This window comes from Thiosulfatimonas sediminis, from assembly GCF_011398355.1.
GTDB lineage: Bacteria > Pseudomonadota > Gammaproteobacteria > Thiomicrospirales > Thiomicrospiraceae > Thiomicrorhabdus > Thiomicrorhabdus sediminis_A.
Window position 1 is genome coordinate 1,132,340 of sequence record NZ_AP021889.1, and the last position, 24,308, is coordinate 1,156,647.

Here is a 24,308-nt window from a genome sequence, read left to right on the forward strand (position 1 = left end):
AAAAAACCGTATTCGAATGGATACGGTTTGTGGATAGAGTGTTCGCTAAATTTTGCTGATCTCGCCAAGGTAAACCGGTGACGAGGTTGGTTGCCCAGTTGGTGAACCGCCTGCCGGTTCGACACTGACTGCAAATTTTTGCACTTTGCCGAGTAAGGCGATTTGTTGTTCGTTTAACGGTAAGTTGTATTCGCCGACTTCTGGCATTAAGCCAAGGGATTCGGGTTGATTAAGGCCATCAGCAATAATCCAGAGCTCATAGGTGCGTCGACTGTCCAATGGCTCCGCTTGTAAAGTTTGTACATGTAGACGTTTATTTTGCGCTTCATAGCGCATTAGCCAACCAGCTTGTTGTTGTGTATTAATCAGGACGGTCAGTAATTGTGGCGTCTCATTTTGCACAAATTGCTGTGACTGTTTACTGGTGGTCGGGGCTAAGTTAACGCTAGCAAAAATCGCTAAACCGATGGTCGAAATGCTCGCAGCAGTCGCCCATGTTTTTAGCCAACGGTTGGATGGGGTAGGGGCTTTAACCGAGCGGAAGTTTTTTCTTAGCTGCGTAATATTTGATGGCGAGTCTTGTAAGATACGCTGTGAAATATTGACCCACACTTTTAGCGGCGGCTGTTGTTCCGGTGCCGTTAAACTTAAGCGATTCCAAAGCCCTTCGGTTTTTTGTACTAAGGTGCGTAAGCTTGCATCGCGACTCATCCGCTTTTCAAAATTTTTACGTGCGCGGCTATTCATTAGCCCCATGATATAATCATTGGCCAGGCGTTGTTGTAAGTTTTGATCGTCTAATTTCATTGCTGCATACACTCCCTGACACTTTCCATGCCACGCCGGATCCAGGATTTTATGGTGCCAAGCGGTCGTTTCAATCTGTCTACCATCTCGCTATGTGAATAGCCATAGTAATAGGACATTAGCACCGAGTTGCGTTGGTTAATATCAAGCCCTTGCAAGCACTCTTGTAGTAACTGCAACTGCTGGTCTTCATCGGCATTATGGTCATATAACAATTGTTCATCGCCTTGCTGCAAAATATCTTGTTCGGTTGCCATGGCATCACTGCGATTTTGCTGTGACTTTTCACGACGGATAATGTCCAGTGCGCGGTAGCGAACAATGGTCGCCATCCATGCAAAAGCACTGCCTTTTTCTGGATCGTATTCGGCTGCTTTGTACCATATATGCACAAAGGCCTCTTGTAAGGCTTCATCGGCCAAGTCACTGTTTTGCAGTAAGCGTCTCGCTGCGCCGTAAAGTCTTGGCGATGCGCTTCGGTAGAGCTTTGCAAATGCGGTCTGTTTTTGCTTGCCGCATTCAATCAGTAGAGTTTGTATTTCGATTTCGTTAAGCATTGCGCCTCTTGCATTTGCATCGCGCCGATTTGGCGTGTAAGTCGTTTTGACGGCGTGGTTCTGTCGGTTGAGTGAATCAACCATAAACTTAACAAAAAACGCACCGTTATCGTTTATCCGAATTGACTAAAACATCGGATACTTTTAAGGACTCTAAGCTTAACATTATAAATACGTTTGAGAAGTAGATTTGGATGTCATGACGATTACGTATTATTTAGAGGATGGCGTAGCTGTAAATGAAAAGGCGCGGGAATGAAAAGTTGCCGCGCCTAAATTCGTTGGATAATGGCTTAAATTAAGCCAGCTACATCAACTTATTTTGCAGAACCACATTTCTTCTCAGCACCACACTTGGCTTCAGTACCGCATTTTTTTTCAGCGCCGCATTTCGCTTCAGTACCACATTTTTTCTCAGCACCGCACTTGGCTTCAGTACCACATTTCTTTTCGCCACCACATTTATTGCCATGTCCGTCAGCAACCAAAAGCGTTTGTGAACCGTTTAGCATTTGGAATGGGTTCGCATCTGCCATTGCTGTACCAGAAAGCATTAGTGCGCTGGTTGCTAGGGCAATAAATAAAGATTTTAATTTCAACATAATTTTCTCCAGAAATTTTGAGGATAAGCCGATAAGTTCGGTTATTCCAAGGCAATACGTTAGCGCAAATTATTTTGGATGCAAAAAAATTATTTGAATGCAATATATTTTGGTAGAACGCGTTCCGTGAGCTGAAAGTTAATTGGTGTTATCGCTGGCAAGCCATTGACAAAAGGCGAACTACGTTCACCTTGCACCAAGGGTAAAAGGTAGTCGATACCTGCTTGGCTGATGTCCATACCGTTGCAACAGATAAATTCGTCTGGGACGCGTAATTCTAAATTGGCGACCTCTTGTAAATTAACTGTCTGGAAATCCCAAGCAAAAGGGGTATCAGATGTTTTGATAACCACTGGCAAAGTGCCATGTTCACCGCGTAGTGCGGCCATGACAGACGCTTTACCTGCGCCATAAGCCATCTCCCAATCCGTCTGCGAGACGCAGTGGCTGGCTGAGCGTTGCAAATAATCGGGGATGGCGCAGTGGGTTTTGCAGTTGAGGTGGTCAGCGGCTATTTTAGCGATGATTTCGCCAACCCCCCCCAGTTGGGTGTAATCTTGTTCTACTGTATGTTCAATTGCAGTGATATTGAGATAATCGCCGTTTTCATTTTGCAAACCTTCAGATACCATACAAACGCAGTAACCATACTGTTCAACTAAGTCGCTCAGGCGTTGCAAAAAAGCATCTCGATTAAAAGGCGTTTCTGCTGGTAAAAGCAGTAAAGGAGCGTCTGGCACAATTTGTTTAACCAGTCCTGCGGCCAAACTTAGCCAGCCAGCATTTCGTCCCATTGCTTCCATAACAAAAAATTTAGTTGAGGTTTCGTGCATCGAGCGAATATCGATGGTCGCTTCGATAAAACTGGTCGCCAAATATTTTACTGCACTGCCAAATCCAGGGCTGCAATGTGACAAGGCGATGTCGTTATCAATGGTTTTGGCGACGCCAACACAGATAACTTGGTGGCCACGAGCACGACAATAATCGGAAACTTTTTGCGCAGTCACCATTGAGCCGTTACCGCCGTTATAAAAAAAATAGCCGATTTGATAGGCTTTAAACACGGCTAGCACTCGTTCGTACTGCGCAGGATTATGTTCCAGAGGATCCAAGTCGAAACGGCACGCCTTGAAGGCGGCACCAGGCTGGTATTTTAGTTGTTCGATGAGTGCGTTATCGATTTCGGATAAATCGACTAAATCTTCTTCGAGCACTCCTTTTATGCCGTTAATCGCTGCGTAGATTTTTCCAAAGACATGCGAATTTTGCTGAACCGTTTCAATGACGGCCGCAGCCGATGCGTTAATCACGGCGGTTACGCCACCGGCTTGGGCATATAGCACATTGTTCGCTTGTGCGGCTTGCGACATAAAAAGGAACTCCAAATTAGCAAAATGTAATATGCCGCTATTCTAAAGGATTATTCAGAAAAACCGCAAAGCTCTTTAAGGAATTTTACCGTTTAAGCAATTGGGTGATTATGTTGAGCCTTCTTAAATTGAATAAAAACTAAGTTTGCCTTGCGTGTATTGCACTGCGCTATTGCCCTTAAGCCAAGCTTGAAGCGGCTGGCCAAGAATGAGTTGGCGCCAACCGATTAAGTTAGATTGCAATGGCTGGCGAATGAGTATTAATAAATCGTCTTTATTGGCGAGATGATTGATTTGTAAGTGATACTCACGTGCTTTCTGCTGACAAATTGCTTGAGCGATTAATAGCAGTGATTCCTCTTCTGGTGTGGGGGCCGTGATTGCAATAGGTAACTGTGGATAAGTATCCATCGGCATGGCAAAAACTTGGTCGATAAGCGCTATCCAGCAATCACCAAATTCGCGCACGCTGGATGCCTTGATGTTTGGAACTTTATAGAGTGCTTGCACGGTTTGCGGTGGACGCTTGGCGATATCGAGAATAACTTCGTCGCTAAGACTCCACTTTTTAGGTAAGTTATTGGCGATTGCATAATTTTCACGCCACTGCGCTAATTGTTGGACTATAGCCAATTGTTTTGGTTTTAGGCGATTGAGGCCTTTAAGTTTTAACCACGCATTTTGCGGTTCGGTGCAATAGAGTTCGGCTTGTAGCAAAGATTCGTTATCTTCCTGCAAGGCGTTTAATTGTGGTAAATGCAGTTTTTCGATACAGACTTGATATAAATCGACAAGGTAATCCACATCGTCCAAAGCATAGTCAATCTGCTCAAGGCTTAATGGGCGTGCGTGCCAGTTGGTGCGTGTTTGGCTTTTTTCTAGGCGAATGCCTAGCTGCCCTTCAATGACACGAGCAAAACCAGCCATATCTCCATACCCTAAAAATAGAGCGGCAAATTGGGTGTCAAAGATGTTTTGCAGCATGACATTTTGCAACTGAAAAAGCACTTCGATGTCTTGTCGTGCAGAATGAAATACCTTGCAAATCGCCGGATTGGCTAGCAAATCAATCAATGGTTGCAGTGGGTTTGTGCTGCCCGCCGTGGGCGCACTTTCTTTAATGGCCAAAGGGTCGATCAGATAAAACGCTTTGTCTTCAGTAGCCAGTTGTACCAAGCTGAGTTCTGGAAAATAGGTGTCGACACGGACAAACTCGGTATCAATCGCAAACCATTCAACTTCTTGGCAAAGCAAGTCGTGACAGAGTGTTGCCAACTTATGAGGTTGGTCGATGTACTGATAAGTGCGCTGTTTTGAATCGATTGGCATGGCGGTGACTTTGCTTTGGCTACATAAAAGGATAATCGTGAAGTTTAGCCAGATGTGGTCCAAGGAGCAAATTAAAGTGACTAGGCATTGGCATTACTTTGCGTACAATAGGGGTTTTTTAAGACGTTAAGGAATCCGTGGGTGAAAATTCATATTCTTGGTATTGCGGGCACTTTCATGGGCGGTATAGCACAATTAGCCAAAGAAAAGGGCGATTCGGTCACTGGTTCAGATAAGGCGATTTACCCTCCGATGAGCACACAATTAGAGCAAGCTGGGATTGCAGTTGTGCAGGATGAAGACTGTACTTTTCTTGCCGAAGAACCGGATTGCGTCGTGATTGGGAATGCCAAGAGTCGGGGGCATAAAGCCGTTGAAGCGACCTTAAATGCACAACAAAAATATCAGTCGGGACCACAATGGTTGGCGGAAAATATTCTCGCGGATCGTTGGGTGATTGCGGTTGCAGGTACACACGGAAAAACATCGACCAGTTCAATGGTAGCGTGGATTTTGGAAGATGTTGGGTTGCAACCGGGTTTTTTGATTGGCGGAGTGCCAGAGAATTTTGGCGTTTCAGCGCGCTTAGGTGCCGCGCCATTTTTTGTGGTCGAAGCGGATGAATACGATACGGCATTTTTTGATAAGCGCTCCAAATTTGTGCATTACCATCCACGTACTTGCGTGTTAAATAATCTTGAATTTGACCATGCGGATATTTTTTCTTCAGTACAAGAGATTCAAAAACAGTTTCATCATTTGGTGCGGACGGTCCCGCAGAATGGCTTGTTGGTGATGCCCGAGGATGATCAAAATTTACAAGAAGTGATCGCAATGGGGGCTTGGACGCCCATTCAGACACAAGGCCAACAGGGTGTTTGGCAGTATCAGTGTCAAACGCCGGATGCGTCGCAGTTTACCGTCCAGTTTCAGGGTGAAGAGATTGGCCGAGTCACATGGCGAATGAGTGGCCTGCATAATGTTCGTAATGCACTCAGTGCGATTGCTGCCGCAGTGCATTGTGGGGTACCGCCAAAATTGGCGGTGGATGCGCTCAACCGTTTTTTGGGGATTCGTCGTCGCATGACGCTCATCGGTGAGGTGAGCGGCATTCAAATTTATGATGATTTTGCACATCATCCAACCGCCATTGCCACCACCTTAGCAGGAGCGAAAAATTCAAGCAGTGCTGTCGGACGATTAATCGCCGTATTTGAGCCACGCTCTAATACCATGCGCATGGGCATTCACGCTAAAACCTTACCTGCAGCATTCCGTGATGCTGACGCAGTATTTGCTTTTATTGATCCGCAATGGCAGTGGCAATTACCGATTCAGGCGTTCAGTCAAACAGTTAGCGTTGCGGAGACTTATGATGCTTTATTAGCACAATTACTGGCATATTTGCAGCCAAACGACCGAGTGGTGGTGATGAGCAATGGTGCTTTCGGTGCGATTCATCAGCGATTGTTGCACGCATTACAAGAGTCTATGCCATCTTGAGTTTGGCGCTTCTGGAAGTGGGATTCGTGATTATCTTAGCCTTCGGTATTTGGTGGTTGATTCGTCCGCCAAAAGGCTAATGCGATGGTTAGAGATACAGAAAAAATTCTGAACTTGCCACGAATGCTCAGCGAGATTGTTGTGTAGCCAAAGCTGTTTAGACGTATTTTGTGCCTCTTTAGCAATCGTCAGAATAGCCACTTCCCATCTCCATAATGCTGTAAATCAAATCTTTCTCAATCGCTTGTAACGTTGTTTCGTCAATTCCGCGTACCGCTAATAAATCCCTTGCTTTACGGCAAGTATAGTATTGGCAGTGGATGGAAACACGTTCGTAACCGTCCGGTAAACACCTCTTACCAACCACACTTATCTGTGAATAATTAGGTGCCCACGTATTTTAAATGGGCACTTATTATGACAGACACACTATCAACGCTTCCCACAGTCAAAAAGATTCGCCGTCGCTACTCACGGGAATTCAAACAGCAGGTTTTGACCGCTTGCGAGGACCCTAACACCTCGATTGCACAAGTGGCTCGAGACTACGGCATCAATGCCAATCAAATACAGAACTGGAAGCGTCAGCTTAAAAAACGCCATGCTTCCCAAGCGGCATTTATTCCGCTGGTCTTGAACGATCTGCCGCCGTCATCGCCTCAAACGCTCTTGGTCGAACTGCCTGCACCTCAAGGCAAGATTGCTGTGCACTGGCCTGTCACAGAATTGGCCAAATTAAGCGCCTTTGTCAAGTCGGTGCAGTCATGATTCGCATTGATCATTATTGGCTGGCGACTGAACCCATGGATATGCGTGCAGGACCCGATACCGCATTAGCTCGTGTCATTGCCGTGTTTGGTGAGGCCAAGCCCCATCATGCGTATCTGTTTGCCAATAAGCGTGGCAATCGAATGAAGATACTGATCCACGATGGCTTAGGCATCTGGCTGTGTGCTCGACGTTTGAATCAAGGTAAATTCCATTGGGCTGAGCTGTGGCGCGGCGATTCCGTGACACTCTCACCTGAACAATGTCTGGCTCTGGTGCAAGGCTTGCCTTGGCAACGGCTCGAGACTTCCTTATCACTGAGTTAGTCTTTATAATCCGCGGCATGAAAACAATGCCAAACCTCCATCAACTCTCTGCCGACCAGTTACGAACACTGGCGGCGCAGTTATTCATTCAGGTCGAGACTCAAGAAGCTCGTCTTCAAGAAAAAGACCAACGCATTGCGGCCAATGCCAAAGAGATTCAGCACAAGACCCTAAAAATCGATCAACTCACCTATGAGTTAGCCTATCTCAGACGTTTAAAATTCTCACACAAAAGTGAACAGATCAGCGCCTTACAGATGACACTGTTGGATGAAGTGACCGATGCCGACATTGCGGCGATTGAATCGGAACTGGATGCGCTTAGAGACAAAACCGACACAGCGCAACCAAAGAAAAAACCTAAGCGTCAGCCGCTACCCGAAAACCTACCTCGTCTTGACATCCGTCATGATCCCGAATCCACCACCTGTTCATGTGGCTGTCAATTACGCCATATTGGTGAAGACGTCAGTGAGAAGCTGGATTATCTGCCCGGGACGTTTCAAGTGGAACGTCATATTCGCTCCAAATGGGCGTGCGATGCCTGTGAAACTCTGATTCAAAAACCGATGCCCCCACAAATCATTGACAAAGGTCTGCCAACCTCTGGGTTACTCGCACATCTGCTCATCGCCAAATACGCTGATCACTTACCGCTGTATCGTCAAGCTCAGATCTTTGAACGGGCCGGTGTTAAATTACCCAGTTCCACTTTAGCCGAATGGGTCGGCGTCTGTGGTGTTCAACTTGAACCGGTGGCTCAAGCACTCAAAGACTTTTTGCTGACGCAACCGGTCTTGCACGCCGATGAAACCCCAGTGCCCATGCTCAAGCCGGGGAATAAGAAAACCCATAAAGCCTATCTGTGGGCCTACACCAATCCAGCCAATGCACAACATAAGGCGGTGTATTACCACTTTAGTGAAGGACGAAACGGCAAGTTTGCACGAGAGGTGCTACAGGATTGGAAAGGATTGTTGGTGTGTGATGACTATCCTGGGTACAAAGCCAGTTTTAAACAAGGCGTGACCGAAGTCGGTTGCATGGCGCATGCCCGTCGTAAGTTCGTGGAACTGCATGAAAGCGGCAAAAGCACGATTGCCATTCAAGCCATTGAACTAATGGGGCAACTTTACGCGATTGAAAAAGAGATTCAACCCTTAGCCCCAGAGGAACGACAGACCATTCGGCAGCAAAAATCCAAACCGATTATGGACTTGCTGCTCAAATGGCTGCAGGTCCATCGAGAAAAAGTGCCCAAAGGTGGGGCAACGGAAAAAGTGATTCACTATAGCCTGAAACGTTGGGATGCCTTAAGCCGATACCTCGGAGATGGCCGCCTGCCCATCGATAATAACTGGGTGGAAAATCAAATCCGACCTTGGGCGTTAGGTCGCAAGAATTGGCTGTTTGCCGGCAGTCTGCGCAGTGGTCAACGTGCGGCGAATATTATGAGCTTGATTCAATCGGCCAAGAATAACGGCCTGGATCCTTACGCCTATCTCAAAGACGTGCTTGAACGCTTGCCCACCCATAAAGCCAGTCAAATCGACCAACTCCTACCGCACAATTGGCAACCTAGCAACCGGTGATTGCCGGACGCTTACACACGTTCGGCCACTTTTTGCGGTAAATGCAAGGATTCCGCTATTTCATATGAGGTTGCCAAGTTAATGTTGACTGGTGTGGCTTGCAGTGGACTGCTTAAAAATCCGGCTAAGAATAACAAGAAATAGCGATAGAATCGGATTGTATTTAAAATGGAACGGGTTGTATGTTGAGTCTCTGGTGATTGGCTTTGTTTAATAAGACGCGCGTCGGCATGGTGATTTTGATAGCAGAGCATAATCCACTCCTTGTCTCAAAATTCATCCTTGAATGAGCCGTTAAAGAATTTTAGTTTACAGCGCTAATATCGGTTATTAAAGAGTAAACTCTTCCAAATTAAGGAGATTTGTGGGGCGAAAATGCTGTTGTAAGACGTTTTGCCAGATGGCTGCGCGCTCTGGTAAACCGCAGTTTAGGTATTGCTGCACTTGTTGAAGGACGGCATTTTGAAAGTTCGGTGAAGCTTGGTTTCCGGCGGCAAGATTATCCGCGCTAAATTGAAAAATGAAACCGGCGCTCTGTGAAAAAATCCATTCTAAAGCTTGGGGTTTGACTTCGACTTTCTCAAATTCCAGTTGGCGCTCAGCGGAGCGCCCATCGGGTTCATACCAGTAGCCGTAGTCTTCCAGTAAACGACGCTGCGGTCCAGCTAAGCTCCAGTGCGCAATTTCATGCAAAGCAGAAGCAAAAAAGCCGTTTGCAAAAATAATTCGATGCCGTGGGTACTTCTGGTCTGCTGGCAAATAAATCGGTTCGGGCTGGCAGCAGACTAATTCGGTATTAAAGTGTGGGATAAAAGTCTGGTTAAACAGCTCAATGAGGGTTTCTGTTTGATGCACGGCGTTACTTCTTTACACTCTCTTCTTTGCTGTCCGTATTCAGTTTGCGGAAAATGTAGCTACCGAAATGAATCGCTGAGTTGGCGCGTTCACTGTGCTGGTCTTTTTGTTGTAACTGACTGGCTAGCTGATTAATTTCTAAAAGTGAATTAAGTGCGTTCTCTTTGGCCTTTTGTTCAAGAATATGCACGGATTTGTCACTAAGATGTTTGTAGTAAACTGAGCGGTCAAACATTGGCGCAATTTTGGCGGCTGATTGTGGGTCAAGATTTTCCATCTCCATAAAGCCGCGTGGTTGTAAGTTATGATTAATGACTTCAAGATGGTAATGAATATTGCGTCCAGCAAAAAACATTTTTTCATCTTCATTTTCATCAGGGACAAAACTCTCTGCACTGAGACAAACGTTGTTTTTGTTATCAAGGCGCACAATTCCTTGATGCAACCAATCGTCGAGCACCGAACGAAAATGTTTGTCTTTAGAAATACTGTATACCAAGCTTTCAAATGACGGTGCATCCCCGTTTCTTGGTAGTGCTAGGGGTTTTTGTTGTTTATCCGTGTAGTCTGCGGAACCTTGCCATAGGGCGATAATCGCCGCACTAATCCCAGCTTTGATTTCCGGTTCACTGATTTCATCCTGTAGATTTTCACGTAAGCGCTTAACTTCTTTACGGTGAATTCCAGTGAGTAAACTGATACGGCTATCGGTTAAACGTTTGTTATCCAGTTTAAAAGACTCTTCAGCCACTTCAATATAAATTTGTTTGAGTGCTTCCAATAAAGAGATATAGGTAATGCCTTTGCGCAGCAATAACTTGATTAAGGGTTTTAAAATCTTCTTTAAGGCGCGTTTAAAAGCGCTAGAGATAATAGGATTTACAAGCGTTTCAGTCATATTTTTACTGCAGAATTAACCAAGTTTTGAGAGTTTTAGAGAGCGATATGTAAAAAAATATCTCACTATTTTACAGGATTTTAACTTTGGATTAAGACGCAAAGCTAAAATTAAATGGATAGGTTAATTAGTGGTAATTATTACACCGATATTGTTCAGTAAACATGTCGTTAAACAACCAATAGGCACTCTTGGGCGATACAGAATAAGTCAAAATGTTCTCTCAAGGTATTGATGTAGAGGTTTCCTAATCTCGGTCTAACGATTTTAAGATGGCTGCATTCTGCAAAAGAGTCGCTTAAAAGCGGTAAAATTGGTACTTTTCATAAAAGTGTTAAGCCAGTGTCATCCATTCATCTTCCCGTTCCTGCTTTTGCCCAATCGCTGCCGATTCATTCTGTTCTTGATAGATTGCTTCATGCGGTTGAATATTCGCTGCAAGTGGTTTTGCAAGCTGAGCCGGGGGCAGGGAAGTCGAGCGTTGTGCCATTAGCACTCTTGCAAAGTCAGATTTTGCAAGGCCAGATTATTTTGATGTTAGAGCCTCGGCGTTTAGCCGCAAAGCGATTAGCGGAGTTTTTGGCGCAGCAGTTGGGTGAAAAAGTCGGGGCGCGTGTTGGTTATCGAGTGCGGCATGAAAATTGTCTGGGGCCAGAAACGCGTCTGCAGATTATTACAGAGGGTGTGTTAACTCGAATGATACAGCAGGATCCAGAACTGCAGGGCGTTGGTCTGGTGATCTTTGATGAATTTCATGAACGTAATTTGCAGGCAGATTTGGGGTTGGCGTTGCTATTGGACATTCAGCAAGGGCTCCGTGATGATTTGCGTTGTCTGATTATGTCGGCGACTTTGGATGCGACAGAAATACAAAATTTTCTACCGGCGTCGCAGCTGATTTTTTGTGCAGGACGCGGTTTTCCAGTGACGGTTTCTTACCATCCTGCACCTTCTCAAACACCGCTTTGGCAGTTTCCTCAACTCAAAAAAGTACTTAGTCTGGCGCTACAAGAGTCCAGTGGCGATATCCTACTGTTTTTTGCCGGACAAGGTGAAATTCATCAGGCTATGCAACTCTGCGCGCCGCTTTGTGAAACGGCGAAAGTGCTGGCGTTACCTTTGTATGGAAGCTTGCCGCCAAAAGAGCAAGATGCGGTGTTTCAGCCGAGTGCTCAGCGCAAAGTGATTTTTAGTACTAATTTAGCAGAGACCTCAATCACTTTGCCGGGGATTACCGCCGTGATTGATAGTGGCTTGCAGAAACAGTTAAATTACGATCCCAATGTTGCGATGAGTCGTTTGCAGTTACAAAGAATCAGTCAAGCGTCAGCAACACAGCGGATGGGGCGTGCTGGACGAGTACAGGCCGGACACTGCTATCGTTTATGGAGCGAGACGCAGCAGCAAGGTTTATTGGCCTATGATGCGCCGGAAATGTGTCGCGTTGACTTGGTTAATTTACGTATGGAAATTGCGCAATGGGGGGTAAATTCTGCCGATGAGTTGGCGTGGTTAACGCCGCCACCTCCTGCGCATCTTAGCACAGCCGAGACGTTGTTGAACGAGTTGGGTTTTTTAACTGGGCAACAACGTCTCAGTGCTTTGGGTGAGCAGGCGATGAGCTTACATCCAGAACCTCGTTTTGCTAAGTTGTTGCAACTTGGCGCTCAGTATCAGGCGCTGGAGTTGGCGTGCGATTTGGTCGCATTGTTACAAGAGGGAGAGATTCTTCTCAATCCACAGCAAGTGGCCAGCGCGGACATCACTTTGCGTCTGTATACGCTCTGGCAAGCGTTACAAGATTCGAGCGTGTTGAAACGAGTGCATCGGGCGCGTTGGCATGGCTTTAAAAGGTCACGAGATAAACTTTATCGCCGCTTTGACTTGTCGCTGAAACGCAACGGCGAATCTGATGTGGCGAAGTTGGGTCTGTTGTTGGCGCTCACTTATCCGGATCGAATCGGAAAACAGCGCAATTTAAATGGCAGTTATAAATTAAGTAACGGTCGTGGGGCGCAATTACCATTAAATGACGCTTTGCAAACGCAATGGCTGGTGGCTATTGAGGTCGATGCGCAAACTCAGAGTGGCCAGCAGAATGCCCAGATTCATGTAGCGGCGGCGTTGAATTGGTTAGATGTTGTGGATAAACTGCCTTTGCGTAAACAGGATGTTGTGACATTTGAACGCAGCAAACAGCGTGTAATCGGAATGCGGGAGACCTGGATTGGTAAGCTCAAAATTGATTCGCACCCTTTAAAGAGTTTGCCACAAGAGCTTGTTCAGCAATGTTTACTGGGTTCATTGCAGCAAGATTGGTCGCAGTGGGTTTGGCCAAAATCGACTAAGCTTTTATTAACTCGTGCGCAATGGCTGGCGCAATTTGCCGGCTTTGAATCTTTGGCTGTCTTAAATGAAACTGCTTTGCAAGCAAAGCTTGATTGGTTAGAGCCTTATACTTTGAATATGACCTCGTTAGCTGAGTTAAATCAGCTTAATTGGCAGCAAATTTTTCAAAGTTTGTTGGGTTATGCCGATATGCAACGCCTGGAAAAGGAAGCCCCTTTACGTTATGTTGCGCCAACGGGACGTGAATTTTTGATTGAATACTCTGGACGACAAGCAAAAGTTAGCCTACCTCTTCAGCAAGTTTTTGGTGAATTGTCGTCACCGATCTTAGCGCAAGGTCAGGTCAGTTTAACCTTTGAACTTTTATCTCCAGCACAAAGACCCATACAGACTACGGCGGATTTAGCGAATTTTTGGAGGACATCGTATTTTGAAGTGGCAAAAGAGATGCGCGGACGTTATCCGAAACACCGTTGGCCAGATGAACCGCTGCTTGAAAAAGCGGGCGAATCAATACAACGAAAGAAACCCGTGTAGATTAAAAAGTTAAGATACGAATTGGTTTGGTGATACAAAATTTTTGACAAGAAAGAGGGAAGTGTTACAGCAAAGAATGTTAGGTAATGCGCGAAAAATGCCGACTATCTAAGATAGCCGACATCTTTTAAAAGCGCTTAAGAGATAACAGTGATGTTTTCTGCTTGTGGGCCTTTAGGTCCTTGTTTGATTTCAAACTCAACCTGTTGGTTTTCTTCAAGCGTTTTGAAATTTGGGCTGTTGATGGCACTAAAATGTGCGAAGACATCAGGTCCTGACTCTTGCTTGATAAATCCGAAACCTTTTGTTTCATCGAACCACTTAACGGTTCCTTTAACAGTGTTAGACATTATTAATTTCCTTGGTACAACTTTACTACTTAATCCCTTATTGGGATGGCTGGAAAACATCGAACGGATTTACATACAACAGGACGGGATAATAAGATTTTAAAAATTATTACTTCGCAATGCAGAAGTTAAAGCCTAGATTTTTCGAGAGCTCTTAGATTAGGCTTTTTTAGGATAAAAAGCCAGCAGAAAATCAGAAAAACCCGCTAAAAAACGATTTTTTTTAAAAAAACAGAAAATTATCCAAAAAAACGTTTTTTAAGATGGGCGTTATAGCAAAAAGGCCAAGTGCGAGATGCGCTTGACCTTTGTTAATGACGACAATTTAGGTATGTAAAAAATCCGCTTAAAGCGTTTTCATCACTTTGGCTGCCGCGTTGATGGTTTGTTCAATGTCAGTATCGCTGTGCATAATGGAGACAAATCCGGCTTCAAACGCTGAAGGTGCTAGATAAACACCTTCGTTTAGCATGCCGTGGTAGAACTTTTTGAAGCGTTCCATATCACCTTGGCAGACCTGCGCAAAACGTGAAATATTTTTTTGTTCGCTAAAGAAGTAGCCAAACATTCCGCCAACTTGGTTGGTGGTAAATGGGATTCCAGCGTCATCAGCAGCTTGTTGCAGTCCAATTAGCAGTTTGGTGGTTTTTGCGGTTAGGGTTTCAAAGAAGTCTTCTGCAGAAATTAATTCTAGCGTTTTCAATCCCGCAGCCATTGCGATTGGATTGCCAGAAAGCGTACCGGCTTGGTAAACCGGTCCGAGTGGTGCAATATGAGACATAATCTCTTTCTTACCACCAAAGGCACCAACCGGCATGCCGCCACCAATGACTTTGCCATAAGTGGTTAAATCCGGTTGGACGCCATAATACCCTTGTGCGCCTTGTAGACCGACGCGGAAACCGCACATAACTTCGTCAAAAATCAGGACGGCGCCAGATTCATCGCAGACTTCGCGCAATGTTTGCAAGAAACCTTCTTCTGGCGGAATGCAGTTCATGTTTCCGGCAACCGGTTCAACGATAATGCAGGCCACTTGTTCGCCAATCTCAGCAAAAACACGACGTACTTCATCGGCGTCGTTATGGGTTAGCGTAATGGTTTCGGATGCCAACGCGGCGGGAACGCCTGGAGAGGATGGTACGCCTAAGGTGAGCGCACCAGAGCCAGCTTTAACCAATAAAGAATCTGAGTGGCCGTGGTAGCAGCCCTCGAATTTAACAATTTTGTCGCGTCCAGTATAGCCGCGCGCTAAGCGAATTGCGGTCATGGTGGCTTCGGTTCCTGAACTGACCATACGCACCATTTCAATGGATGGAATAATTTCGCAAATTTTGTCCGCCATGGTGGTTTCAATTGCGGTCGGTGCACCAAAACTTAAGCCAAATTCGGCTTTTTCTTGTACCGTTTTAATCACTTCAGGGTGCGCGTGTCCAAGAATCGCTGGTCCCCAAGAGCCAACATAGTCGATGTATTGTTTGTCATCTTCATCGGTTAGGTAAGCGCCTTTGGCAGCCTTGAAGAAAACCGGCGTTCCGCCAACACTTTTAAAGGCACGTACTGGAGAGTTGACGCCACCAGGAATGTGTTTTTGAGCTGCTTCAAACAGCATTTGCGATTTGCTCATGAAAAATCCTTGCTATATAAACCACGGGGCACTTTGGCTTGGTGTGGTTTTGGGTTTACGTTTGCCGACGATATTAGACCAAAAGCGCGTTGTTATGCCGCGCTCGGCATCGTGGTTTTTCAATGTTGCTGGGCATTATAGCGATTTGTTGGCGTGAAACAAATCGCTAAGGGCTTGCGCAGATTCTTGGATATTTGCTTGACCAAATACTGCGTGAATCACCGCCAGTGAATTGGCACCGGCCGAAACCAACTGTGCGCCATTTTGTGGGGTAATGCCGCCGATAGCGACAACTGGAATTTGCAAGTGACGTTGGCTGTTTTGTAAGGTTCTTAAGCTGGCCTGCGGAGCATCGGGTTTGGTTTGTGAGGCAAAAAAACGGCCAAAAGCCACATAGTCTGCGCCAAGTTTTTGCATTTCCAGTGCGCGCTCGATGGAGTCGTAACAGGAAATGCCAATAATCGCTTCTTTACCTAGGCAAGCGCGTGCTTTAGAGAGGTTGCTGTCGTTTTTGCCTAAATGAATACCGTCCGCTTGGCTATATTGCGCGAGTTCAAGCGAGTCGTTGACAATGAATAGGGCACCCTGTTGATGGCACACTTGTGAAAGTTGACTGGCGATTTTTTTTTGCACCGCCATGCTTTGTGTTTTGTCGCGGTATTGAATAATTTTTGCGCCGCCGGCTATGGCTGCAGCGACTTTGTCTATAATTGTCTCGTTCGGACAGAGCCAAGGGTCGGTGATGACGTAAAGTCCGTTAATTTTGCTGTGGTTCATAAGTCTTGCGTTTATTGTGATAAATAAAAAAGCCACGTAGAGATGTCGTGGCTTTGGGTTTGCGCAGTTCTAAAAAAATTAAAACTGTGGACTCATTTGTTTGATTCGCTCGGTGACTTGTGCGAAATGCACTTCGCCAATTTGCTGATACACAATTTTGCCGTTTGGCGCAATTAAGAAGCTGGTCGGCGTCAATAAGACATCGCCGAAAGCCTTGGCAATTTTGCCGTCTTTGTCCATGACAAAAGTAAATGGATAAGGGTTAGCGGCAATAAACTTTTCAACCTGCTCTTGAGGATCATAGTCCATAGACACGGCTACGATTTCAAAACGATCGCCCAGTTCTTGTTTCATTTCCGCTAAATCCGGCATTTCAGCAATGCACCCTGGACAAGAAGTGGCCCAGAAATTGACTAAAACCGGTTTCATCGGTTTGTTCAAACTGATTTCTTGTCCACTTGAGGTGGTGACATTTACTTGAGGTGCCGAACCCAAACCATCGGAAAACACCGTCGCATAAATAAGCGCTGCCAGCAGTAGAAGGACCACTGCTCCAAACAGTTTACCACCAATGTTTTGCATGATTTTCTCCTAAGGTGTTTGAGCTGCAAACTGAGGATTATTCAGCTGTTAGGGTTTCAACGCCGTTTTTGGTGCCGCAAAGGAATACATCCGCTTTGCGAGCCGCAAATAGACCGTTGGTGACGACGCCAACAATGCTGTTCAGTTCGTTTTCTAGGGCGACTGGGTCAACAATTTTTAGACCGTGCACATCTAAAATGACGTTACCGTTATCAGTAATGAATCCGTCACGTAAAACCGGCTCTCCGCCAAAACGTTTAACAATTTCACGTGCAACGTAGCTGCGCGCCATTGGGATGACCTCGATTGGCAGCGGGAATTTACCTAAAACGGAAACTTTTTTCGAGTCATCAGCAATGCAGATGAATTTGTCGGCTACCGCGAGCACGATTTTTTCGCGTGTCAGTGCGCCACCGCCGCCTTTGACAAGGTGTAAGCCAGCATCGGCTTCATCCGCACCATCGATATACACTGACATTTCGTCTACACTGTTTAAATCGAAAACAGGAATGCCGTGACCTTTGAGACGTTCTGCAGTTGCTTCAGATGACGCAACCGCCCCTTTGATTTTGCCTTTAATCTTGGCTAATTCATCAATAAAGAAGTTTGCGGTAGAACCTGTGCCAACACCAATGATGGTGTCTGGTACAACATATTCGATTGCGGCCTTAGCCACTTCTAACTTTAGTTCATCTTGTGTCATCTTTGAGAATCCTTCGTCTAAAAATAAGGTCTGATTTTATTGTGTTTTTTTTAAGTTAACTCACTATTCTAATCGCTTTACATAGGACTGCAAAGAAATTTATATCCCATTTGGCGACAGTCAACTTTGCAGAAAATACTTAAAGGCTAGTTTTATCTGCTCACTGCAAAAGTGCAGTTTATTACTTGCGTAAAGTTGGCGGTGGTTCAACTTCCGGTGCTTCAGGTACGAGCGCAGGAGGCATGGTGCCTTCTTTACGTTCGTAGGTGGCAACAATCATACCGGATTGAGTGACGTAGTAATGATCTGTGTAGACGTGCACGGTTTTAAAGGTCATTGGACGAATTTGACGCGACTGCTCCGCAAGGGGTTTGCCTAGCGCCATGTACATACCGCACATGGTCATCGAGTTTACCGCGATTTTTTTATGGATATTTTCATGGTCTTTGGTGCTGAGTTGGCCGCGAATATCTAGCTCTTGAACATAAGCCTTTTTTTGGGTTTCATCTTCAAGTTCACTGTAAGCAACGCACAGGTCAAGTGTGCCTATTTTGGAAAGCTCGCTGTCACGATTTAGCATCTGCTCGGCGGTTGGATTGGGCATATTTTGTGGCATGGCAAAGGCCAAGCTACTAAAGAGTACCGAGGTCATTATCCCAGCGGAAAAAATATGTTTTTGCATGATATTGTTCCTTTTTATATGGCAAAACGGTTTGCCGGCAAATTAACTGGATTTTTCAGTGCAGTTTATCAATGAATTTTGCAGGAAATTGATTTTAAAGAGGGTTAAGATATCAGTAAAGTCTTATTTTTAAAGGCGAGTGATATCTTATGCAGCGCCCTTAGTGTCCCATCCCGCTGCCGCATTTACCATTACCGCATTTGTGGCCGCCTTGCATCGGTTGCATTGCCATAAATGATTTAACCGGCATCGTGACCATTTTGCGACTACCATCGACAAATTCGAGATTGACTTCTACGGTTTGGCCGACTTTGATCGGGTTGAATGGGCCGATGAGCATAATGTGCAGTCCACCCGGTTTGAGTTCAACGGTTGTGTTCGCGGGAATGGTGATTGCATCGATTTTACGCATTCGCATTACGCCGTCATCATTGGTATGGGTGTGTAATTCGATGGTTTTAGCAACATCAGAATAGGCTTGCACCAATTTAATTTCTTGTGCCGAGTCATTGGTTAACGTCATAAAACTGGCGGAAGCCGGTGCTGTCGGCGGGACTTCACGCGCAAAAGGGTTTTCGACCTTAATATGATCAGCTTGTGCTGCCCAAGCGTGCAGACTGGTTAATGAGCAGATCAGTCCAAGGGTCAGGGTGCTAAGCGTTTTTTTCATCAGAAGTTCCTTTTTGATGGGGTTCAGCGAAGATATTGATTAATGATTTTAATAAATTGTTCCGGTGTTGTGGCGTGCGGCAGTTGCTGTTGTAGTAAGCCATTTTGGTCGACAACATAGGTGAATGCGCTGTGGTCAACTGCGTAGTTAGTGCCGTTATTTGGATCGTCAACGCGGGCATAGACGACGCCGTAGCGGCGAGCAATTTCCATCAGTGTTTGCGGCGTGCCGGTGAGTCCGACAATACTGGCTTCAAAATAGTCTGCATATTGCTTTAGACGTTGTGGAGTATCGCGTTCTGGGTCAACGGAGACAAATAAAATTTGTAGTTTATCTTTCTGTTCGGCACTGAGATTACGATAGGCGACTGACAAATTACCAAGATTGGTTGGGCAGATGTCTGGGCAAAAAGTGTAACCAAAATACAGCAACACCAGCTTGCCTTTGTAGTCCGATAGGCTGTGTTCGCCATCCACTGCGGTTAAGGTAAAGTCGCCGCCTTTAGGTTTCTCTGCGGTAATCAGTTGTGCGTTGCCTAGATGCGTGGTTTGTAGTGGCGCAAACACCATCACTAAACCGATAAGCGCCCCAATGAAAATAATGCCAAATGTAAATTTATTATTCATAATCGCTTTCAAAGTTAATTGTGTTTTAGTTTGAAACAAACTAAGAAGTTCGTTAGTAGGTTAAGTGGGCATTATATTAAGCGTTTTTGGCAATCAAAGTCTTTATACAAAGTGACTTTTGCCTTTACCGGAGCGATGCGCAACAGCTCATTTAAGTTGAACAGATTGCCGCTCAATGGGCCAATACGGTTAAGCCCATTTTGCTCATTGCAATCCCGCGCAGAAATCAATTGGAACTGATTCTGTTTCTGTTTCTCCTTAAAGCGTGGCCTGGTTGATAATTATTCAGGGTAAAGCATGAATGCTATACTACGCGCTAAAGTATTCGTGAACTCATGTGACTCATTTTGGCGGGCGTTTTGTATGCTTTGGTAAAGTTTTTTGGCTTTACTGGCCGGGTGATGCATTAATTTAGTTGGATTTTGATGCCTGAACAGATATTACGACGCGTGCTGACGGCACCGGTTTATGATGTAGCCCAAGAGACTCCATTGGATTTAGCGGCTCTGTTGAGTAAACGTTTTCACAATCACGTATGGTTAAAACGCGAAGACCTGCAGCCAGTATTTTCTTTCAAGTTACGTGGCGCCTACAACCGCATGATGCAGTTGAGTGAACAGCAAAAAGCCAAAGGGGTGATTGCCGCCTCTGCCGGTAATCATGCACAAGGCGTTGCGCTAGCCGCCGCTAAGTTAGGGGTGTTTGCGACCATTGTTATGCCAAACACCACGCCACCTATTAAGTACAAAGCGGTAGAGCGGCTTGGTGGTAAAGTGGTTTTGCATGGCGATTCGTTTGATGAAGCCTCAGCCTACGCCAAGGAGTTGATGCAAGAGCGCGGCTTAACCTTTATTCATCCTTACGATGATATTGATGTGATTGCTGGGCAGGGGACATTAGCCTTGGAAATTTTGCGACAGCATCCCAAACCTTTAGACGTGGTGTTTGTTCCTGTTGGCGGTGGCGGATTGATTGCTGGTATCGCTGCGGTGATCAAGCAGGTTTGGCCGCAAACCCGAGTTGTCGGGGTTGAGCCAGAGGATGCTGCCTGTATGACTGAAGCTTTGAAAGCGCAGGAACGAGTGGTTTTAGGGCAGGTCGGCTTGTTTGCCGATGGCGTTGCTGTCGCTCAAGCGGGAGCGTTGCCGTTTGAAATTGCTAAAACGTGTGTCGATGAAATGGTTACGGTGACTACCGATGAAATTTGTGCTGCGGTAAAAGACATTTTTGGTGACACGCGCGCGATTGCGGAACCCGCTGGAGCCCTAGCGGTGGCGGGTATGAAACGCTATGTTGAAAAATATCAGTTTAGTGGCAAATCGTTGTGTTGTATCGTTTCGGGCGCCAATATGAATTTTGACCGCTTGCGGCATATTTCTGAACGTACCGAGTTGGGTGAAAAGCGAGAAGCGATTTTTGCGGTGACGATTGATGAACGGCCCGGCAGTTTTAAGCAATTTTGTGAGATTCTTGGCGGGCGTCGTTCGATTACGGAATTTAACTATCGTTATTCTGATGCCAAGCAAGCGGTGGTGTTTGTAGGGGTTCGGACGGAAGGCGGATTGCCAGAACGCGATGTGATTATTCAGACCTTAAAGCAAAATGCTTATGCTGTGCAAGATATGACCGATAACGAAATGGCAAAGCTGCATTTGCGTCATATGGTAGGTGGTCATGCAAGCGGCTTGCAAAACGAGCTCTTATATCGTTTTGAATTTCCCGAACGCCCAGGCGCTTTATTAAATTTCTTAACGCAGATGAGCGAGGAGTGGAATATTAGTCTGTTCCATTATCGCAATCATGGTGCCGCTTACGGACGAGTTTTGGTTGGGGTACAAGTGCCGGATCATCAGCAGCGCGATTTTGAAGTTTATCTAAAATGCTTGGGTTACCCTTATGAGAACGAAACCCATAACACCGGTTACAAGCTGTTTTTACAGCCGTTAAATCCCTAGTAGAAGGAGCGAATAGTTTATTCGATCTCTCCTTTACGGTTTGTCGCTTTTCAAGACGGTACTCAGCGTAATTAAAATAAATAAAATAAAAAGCCGCCGCTAAAAATGTTTAGCGGCGGCTTTTTTATTGGCGCAATGCTAACCTAGCGTTAGAAGCCAAAGCCTTTTAGGGCGTCTTTGAGTTTGTCTTGTACTTTTTCTTTTGCATTTTCAATGACTTCCTGTTTTTTGGCTTCAACTTTTTCTTCCGCCTTTGCTTTTAACTCCGCTTTTTTCTTGTCTAGCTCGGCTTTTGCTTTGGCTTCAAAAAGTGATTTTAAATCCAGTGAAATGTCTGGGTCGAGCCAACTGCCTTTTAAGCGCACCGGTACTGTTAAGCCGGATAAATCGTCTAAGGATTTTCCACCTTGACCTTTTTCAGTGTTCACGATTTTAGCATTGACTAAATAATTCAATGACTCTTTTGGCAAGGTAATCGTGCCTTCACCTTCAATGCGCATATAGGGCGCGAGCGCTTGCAGTTTTTCAGTGGTGACCAAGCCATTAACGATATTGGCTTTGGCAATCAGTGAACTGAAATCGGTCTGTTTCGGGGCTGCATCTTTGGGAATTGCCTCGCCTTTTAGTTTTGCTTGGGCATCCCGAATGGCTTGTGCGAGGTTAAACCCTTTGACTGCGCCATCGGTCAAATCCATCTCGGTACGGCCGTTTAGGTTGGCCATAAATTGTTTGATGGTTTTTCCGCTGGTGGTGATATCTAGATTGACGCTACCAAGGCCGCTGAGTTTATCATCGCCAGTGAAAGCCAGTAATACATCGCCAACCGGAACTTTAGGTGCTTGGGTCTGCACGCTGTATTTCGGCGTGTCGCCAGTGACATCTAAACCGGCTTGGGCGTTAATTGTGGTTTTGAAAAGATCCGCTTTTAAAGGCTCGACCTTCACGACACCGTTGTTCGCTTGCAGTGTGATTAGAATATTCTTCGGATTTAGTTTATCGATGATCAAGTCGCCGACTTTAAGCGTGCCGTTGATGTTTAGGGAACGAATCAGCTCGTTTGGCAATTCAATCACTAATTCTTCATCGGATTTTGGCTCTTCAGCCGCAGGCTCGCTTTTGGGTGGTAGATAGAGATTGGCATTCATTTTATCCAAAGCTAAATCATAGCGAATTGTCGGTTTGGCAAAATTCGCTACCGAAGCGCTTCCTTTTAAAATGCTCTCATCCAAAGTGAACTGTTTTAAGGTGACCGCCAGTGATTCGTTTTTGCCATTGAAATCCAGCGCTAAATCGGCAGCAACTTTTTGGAAGCGATTGGCATCTGTCATCGGTGGCAAGTCGATGCCAAGCGTACCGAGTAGTTGTTTTAAGTCGAATTGCGCTAAAGCGAGTTCGGTGTGTATTTGCGGCGCGTCGATAATCTGTGAGCCTTTGACACTTCCTTTTATTTGCATGTTTAAGGCAGATAAATCAAGATTTTGCACGTTAAGCGTTTGTTTACTTAAATCAACATCAAGTTGTGCATTCAATTTGGAATTTTGCAGGCCGGCAGGCAGTGCAGGTCCTTTGGCACTGGTGTTTGAAGTCATTTGGGTTTGAAGATGTTGAGTTGGTACTGCAAATGAAAAATTACTGAGTTGCAGTGTGTTGTTCAAGTCCGCAATCGCAAAATCAGCTTGTCCTTGCGCTTGTGTCGCCAGTTCAATCTGGCTTATTTGCAATTGCATCTGGGCTAGGTCGAAAGACAGATTCTGTAATTTGATTTGATTGTTGATGGTGGCTAATGGAAGGGTTTTTGCGCCACTGTTTTCTAAGTCTAGGGTTAATTCAGGTAAAGCAATTTGGTTGGCGGTTAAATTCAAATCAATGGTTGGAACCGATAGTTTTGCGATCACTTTGCTTACTGGAAGTGCACTGCTGTCGGTTTGATTGTTGATGACGAGATTTCGCAATGTATAGGCGCCGCTTTTGTCGATTTTAGCGTCGATTTCTAAGGCGATTTTGGTGGTTAATTGCGGTGTATTTAATTGCGTGATCGCTTGTAGGTTAATCGGAAAAAACGCTCCAAAAGCAACGGTTCCAGTGGTCACGCTGAGCTCACTTAATTTAATGTCTTGACCGCTACTGGCATCTTGCCAATGTACTTGTGCGTTTTGGATGTTCAGTCCACCAAAACTGAGTGCGGCCAGTTTGTTAAGAGGGTTCTCGGACGTTGTTGCCTTTTGTTCTGTTTCTTCGGCTTTCTCTGTGCCGACTAAATCGTCCCAATTGGTTTTCCCTTCGGCATCTTTTTGTAGACTGATTTGCACGCCATCTAAGGTTAATTGGTCAATTTCCAGACGTTGTTGGAGTAGTGGCAAAATTGCAGCACCAACGCGGATGACATTAGCTTGCAGCATTTTGTCCGTACTAAATCCTGGTGCATTTGATAGGCTGGCTTGTTCTAGGTTAATCGCAATCCGTGGCCAGATCGAAAGACTCATATTTCCGATTTGTAAGTCGCGTCCAGTTTGTTTTTGAACGATGTCGGTAATGTCTTGGCGATAATCGTTTGGGTCAACAAAGGCAAAGAGTGCGCCTATGGCGATAACCAGCGTGAGGATGGCTCCAAGCGCTATTTTGAGCAACAGTTTTAGCATTGGCATGATTTCCAACTCCAAGGTGTTTAAGGGCGAATCAAGAATTTGATAGATTACAAATCAAGTGATTCCATAGTATAAAACAGCACTGGATGAATCGGTAAAAAATGCGTTGCATAATAAAACGCGGATTTAAAGGCGCTTAAAATTGCCATAAAATTCCCGCTAATGCTTGGAAATAATTTGAGAAACGGTTTTAAT

Annotated in this window: 25 protein-coding genes; 6 read left to right on the plus strand and 19 right to left on the minus strand. The window is 45.4% G+C overall.

The window, feature by feature from the left end; translation table 11 throughout:
- Window positions 1-45 precede the first annotated feature (45 nt).
- From HRR27_RS05155 to HRR27_RS05175, 5 genes are all read right to left on the minus strand, one after another.
- Window positions 46-807: an anti-sigma factor gene (locus tag HRR27_RS05155; protein WP_173271522.1), complete on the minus strand. Its 762-nt coding sequence runs from the start codon at window positions 805-807 to the stop codon at window positions 46-48.
- Window positions 804-1,364: a sigma-70 family RNA polymerase sigma factor gene (locus HRR27_RS05160; RefSeq protein WP_173271524.1), complete on the minus strand. Its 561-nt coding sequence runs from the start codon at window positions 1,362-1,364 to the stop codon at window positions 804-806. The genes HRR27_RS05155 and HRR27_RS05160 overlap by 4 nt, the downstream gene beginning before the upstream one ends.
- 317 nt (window positions 1,365-1,681) lie before the next feature.
- Window positions 1,682-1,966, minus strand: a complete 285-nt coding sequence (locus HRR27_RS05165) for a low-complexity protein (protein WP_173271526.1) — start codon at window positions 1,964-1,966, stop codon at window positions 1,682-1,684.
- An 89-nt stretch (window positions 1,967-2,055) separates the two neighbouring features.
- Window positions 2,056-3,339, minus strand: a complete 1,284-nt coding sequence (locus HRR27_RS05170; protein WP_173271528.1) for a 6-phosphofructokinase — start codon at window positions 3,337-3,339, stop codon at window positions 2,056-2,058.
- Between the two features lie 123 nt (window positions 3,340-3,462).
- Window positions 3,463-4,668, minus strand: a complete 1,206-nt coding sequence (locus HRR27_RS05175; protein WP_173271530.1) for a ribonuclease D — start codon at window positions 4,666-4,668, stop codon at window positions 3,463-3,465.
- 141 nt (window positions 4,669-4,809) lie between these two features.
- Between HRR27_RS05175 and mpl the strand changes: the two genes are divergently transcribed.
- Window positions 4,810-6,171 carry a UDP-N-acetylmuramate:L-alanyl-gamma-D-glutamyl-meso-diaminopimelate ligase gene (gene mpl / locus HRR27_RS05180; protein WP_173271531.1) on the plus strand — a complete coding sequence of 454 codons (1,362 nt, stop codon included), beginning with the start codon at window positions 4,810-4,812 and terminating at the stop codon, window positions 6,169-6,171.
- A gap of 178 nt (window positions 6,172-6,349) precedes the next feature.
- Here the strand turns inward: mpl and HRR27_RS05185 are convergent, their stop codons facing one another.
- Window positions 6,350-6,538, minus strand: a complete 189-nt coding sequence (locus HRR27_RS05185; RefSeq protein WP_173271533.1) for a hypothetical protein — start codon at window positions 6,536-6,538, stop codon at window positions 6,350-6,352.
- A gap of 50 nt (window positions 6,539-6,588) precedes the next feature.
- Between HRR27_RS05185 and HRR27_RS05190 the strand changes: the two genes are divergently transcribed.
- Genes HRR27_RS05190 through tnpC form a run of 3 tightly spaced genes read left to right on the plus strand, consistent with a single transcriptional unit; the run spans window position 6,589 to window position 8,857 of the window.
- Entirely contained in the window at window positions 6,589-6,939 is a 351-nt protein-coding gene (locus HRR27_RS05190; RefSeq protein WP_173269095.1) for a transposase, read from the plus strand.
- Window positions 6,936-7,265 carry an IS66 family insertion sequence element accessory protein TnpB gene (tnpB, locus tag HRR27_RS05195; RefSeq protein ID WP_173269097.1) on the plus strand — a complete coding sequence of 110 codons (330 nt, stop codon included), beginning with the start codon at window positions 6,936-6,938 and terminating at the stop codon, window positions 7,263-7,265. The genes HRR27_RS05190 and tnpB overlap by 4 nt, the downstream gene beginning before the upstream one ends.
- A gap of 17 nt (window positions 7,266-7,282) precedes the next feature.
- Window positions 7,283-8,857, plus strand: coding sequence for an IS66 family transposase (gene tnpC / locus HRR27_RS05200; protein WP_173269854.1), 1,575 nt, complete (start codon window positions 7,283-7,285; stop codon window positions 8,855-8,857).
- An 11-nt stretch (window positions 8,858-8,868) separates the two neighbouring features.
- Here the strand turns inward: tnpC and HRR27_RS05205 are convergent, their stop codons facing one another.
- The 4 genes from HRR27_RS05205 to HRR27_RS12845 form a co-directional block, all read right to left on the minus strand.
- The gene (locus tag HRR27_RS05205) at window positions 8,869-9,111 is read right to left on the minus strand and encodes a hypothetical protein (RefSeq protein WP_173271535.1); all 243 of its coding nucleotides are present in this window, start codon (window positions 9,109-9,111) and stop codon (window positions 8,869-8,871) included.
- Between the two features lie 76 nt (window positions 9,112-9,187).
- Window positions 9,188-9,712, minus strand: a complete 525-nt coding sequence (locus tag HRR27_RS05210; RefSeq protein ID WP_173271537.1) for an elongation factor P hydroxylase — start codon at window positions 9,710-9,712, stop codon at window positions 9,188-9,190.
- Window positions 9,713-9,716: 4 nt separating this feature from the next.
- Window positions 9,717-10,610, minus strand: coding sequence for a DUF6502 family protein (locus HRR27_RS05215; RefSeq protein ID WP_173271540.1), 894 nt, complete (start codon window positions 10,608-10,610; stop codon window positions 9,717-9,719).
- A gap of 334 nt (window positions 10,611-10,944) precedes the next feature.
- Window positions 10,945-11,100 (minus strand): hypothetical protein, encoded by a 156-nt coding sequence (locus HRR27_RS12845; protein ID WP_243830923.1) that lies wholly within the window; start codon window positions 11,098-11,100, stop codon window positions 10,945-10,947.
- Here HRR27_RS12845 and hrpB point away from each other — a divergent pair.
- Window positions 11,052-13,496, plus strand: coding sequence for an ATP-dependent helicase HrpB (hrpB, locus tag HRR27_RS05220; protein ID WP_243830921.1), 2,445 nt, complete (start codon window positions 11,052-11,054; stop codon window positions 13,494-13,496). The two genes, HRR27_RS12845 and hrpB, sit on opposite strands and share 49 nt — an antisense overlap.
- 137 nt (window positions 13,497-13,633) lie before the next feature.
- On the opposite strand, the gene HRR27_RS05225 is transcribed toward hrpB, so the two are convergent.
- The 8 genes from HRR27_RS05225 to HRR27_RS05260 all read right to left on the minus strand — a co-directional run bounded on the left by HRR27_RS05225 (window position 13,634) and on the right by HRR27_RS05260 (window position 19,513).
- On the minus strand, window positions 13,634-13,846 hold the full coding sequence (locus HRR27_RS05225) for a cold-shock protein (RefSeq protein WP_173271544.1): 213 nt from the start codon (window positions 13,844-13,846) through the stop codon (window positions 13,634-13,636).
- A 346-nt stretch (window positions 13,847-14,192) separates the two neighbouring features.
- Entirely contained in the window at window positions 14,193-15,473 is a 1,281-nt protein-coding gene (hemL, locus tag HRR27_RS05230) for a glutamate-1-semialdehyde 2,1-aminomutase (protein WP_173271546.1), read from the minus strand.
- A 135-nt stretch (window positions 15,474-15,608) separates the two neighbouring features.
- Entirely contained in the window at window positions 15,609-16,250 is a 642-nt protein-coding gene (gene thiE, locus HRR27_RS05235; RefSeq protein ID WP_173271548.1) for a thiamine phosphate synthase, read from the minus strand.
- 78 nt (window positions 16,251-16,328) lie between these two features.
- Window positions 16,329-16,832 carry a TlpA family protein disulfide reductase gene (locus HRR27_RS05240; RefSeq protein ID WP_173271550.1) on the minus strand — a complete coding sequence of 168 codons (504 nt, stop codon included), beginning with the start codon at window positions 16,830-16,832 and terminating at the stop codon, window positions 16,329-16,331.
- Between the two features lie 37 nt (window positions 16,833-16,869).
- Window positions 16,870-17,535: a ribose-5-phosphate isomerase RpiA gene (gene rpiA, locus HRR27_RS05245; protein WP_173271552.1), complete on the minus strand. Its 666-nt coding sequence runs from the start codon at window positions 17,533-17,535 to the stop codon at window positions 16,870-16,872.
- A 181-nt stretch (window positions 17,536-17,716) separates the two neighbouring features.
- Window positions 17,717-18,217: a hypothetical protein gene (locus HRR27_RS05250; protein ID WP_173271554.1), complete on the minus strand. Its 501-nt coding sequence runs from the start codon at window positions 18,215-18,217 to the stop codon at window positions 17,717-17,719.
- A 160-nt stretch (window positions 18,218-18,377) separates the two neighbouring features.
- Window positions 18,378-18,887, minus strand: coding sequence for a copper chaperone PCu(A)C (locus HRR27_RS05255; protein ID WP_173271556.1), 510 nt, complete (start codon window positions 18,885-18,887; stop codon window positions 18,378-18,380).
- A gap of 23 nt (window positions 18,888-18,910) precedes the next feature.
- Window positions 18,911-19,513 carry an SCO family protein gene (locus HRR27_RS05260; RefSeq protein WP_173271558.1) on the minus strand — a complete coding sequence of 201 codons (603 nt, stop codon included), beginning with the start codon at window positions 19,511-19,513 and terminating at the stop codon, window positions 18,911-18,913.
- A 425-nt stretch (window positions 19,514-19,938) separates the two neighbouring features.
- Here HRR27_RS05260 and ilvA point away from each other — a divergent pair, with 425 nt between their 5' ends.
- Entirely contained in the window at window positions 19,939-21,468 is a 1,530-nt protein-coding gene (gene ilvA, locus HRR27_RS05265; protein ID WP_173271560.1) for a threonine ammonia-lyase, biosynthetic, read from the plus strand.
- 149 nt (window positions 21,469-21,617) lie between these two features.
- On the opposite strand, the gene HRR27_RS05270 is transcribed toward ilvA, so the two are convergent.
- A complete protein-coding gene (locus HRR27_RS05270) occupies window positions 21,618-24,113 on the minus strand; it encodes an AsmA family protein (RefSeq protein ID WP_173271562.1) in 2,496 nt (831 codons plus the stop codon).
- Window positions 24,114-24,308: the final 195 nt, after the last annotated feature.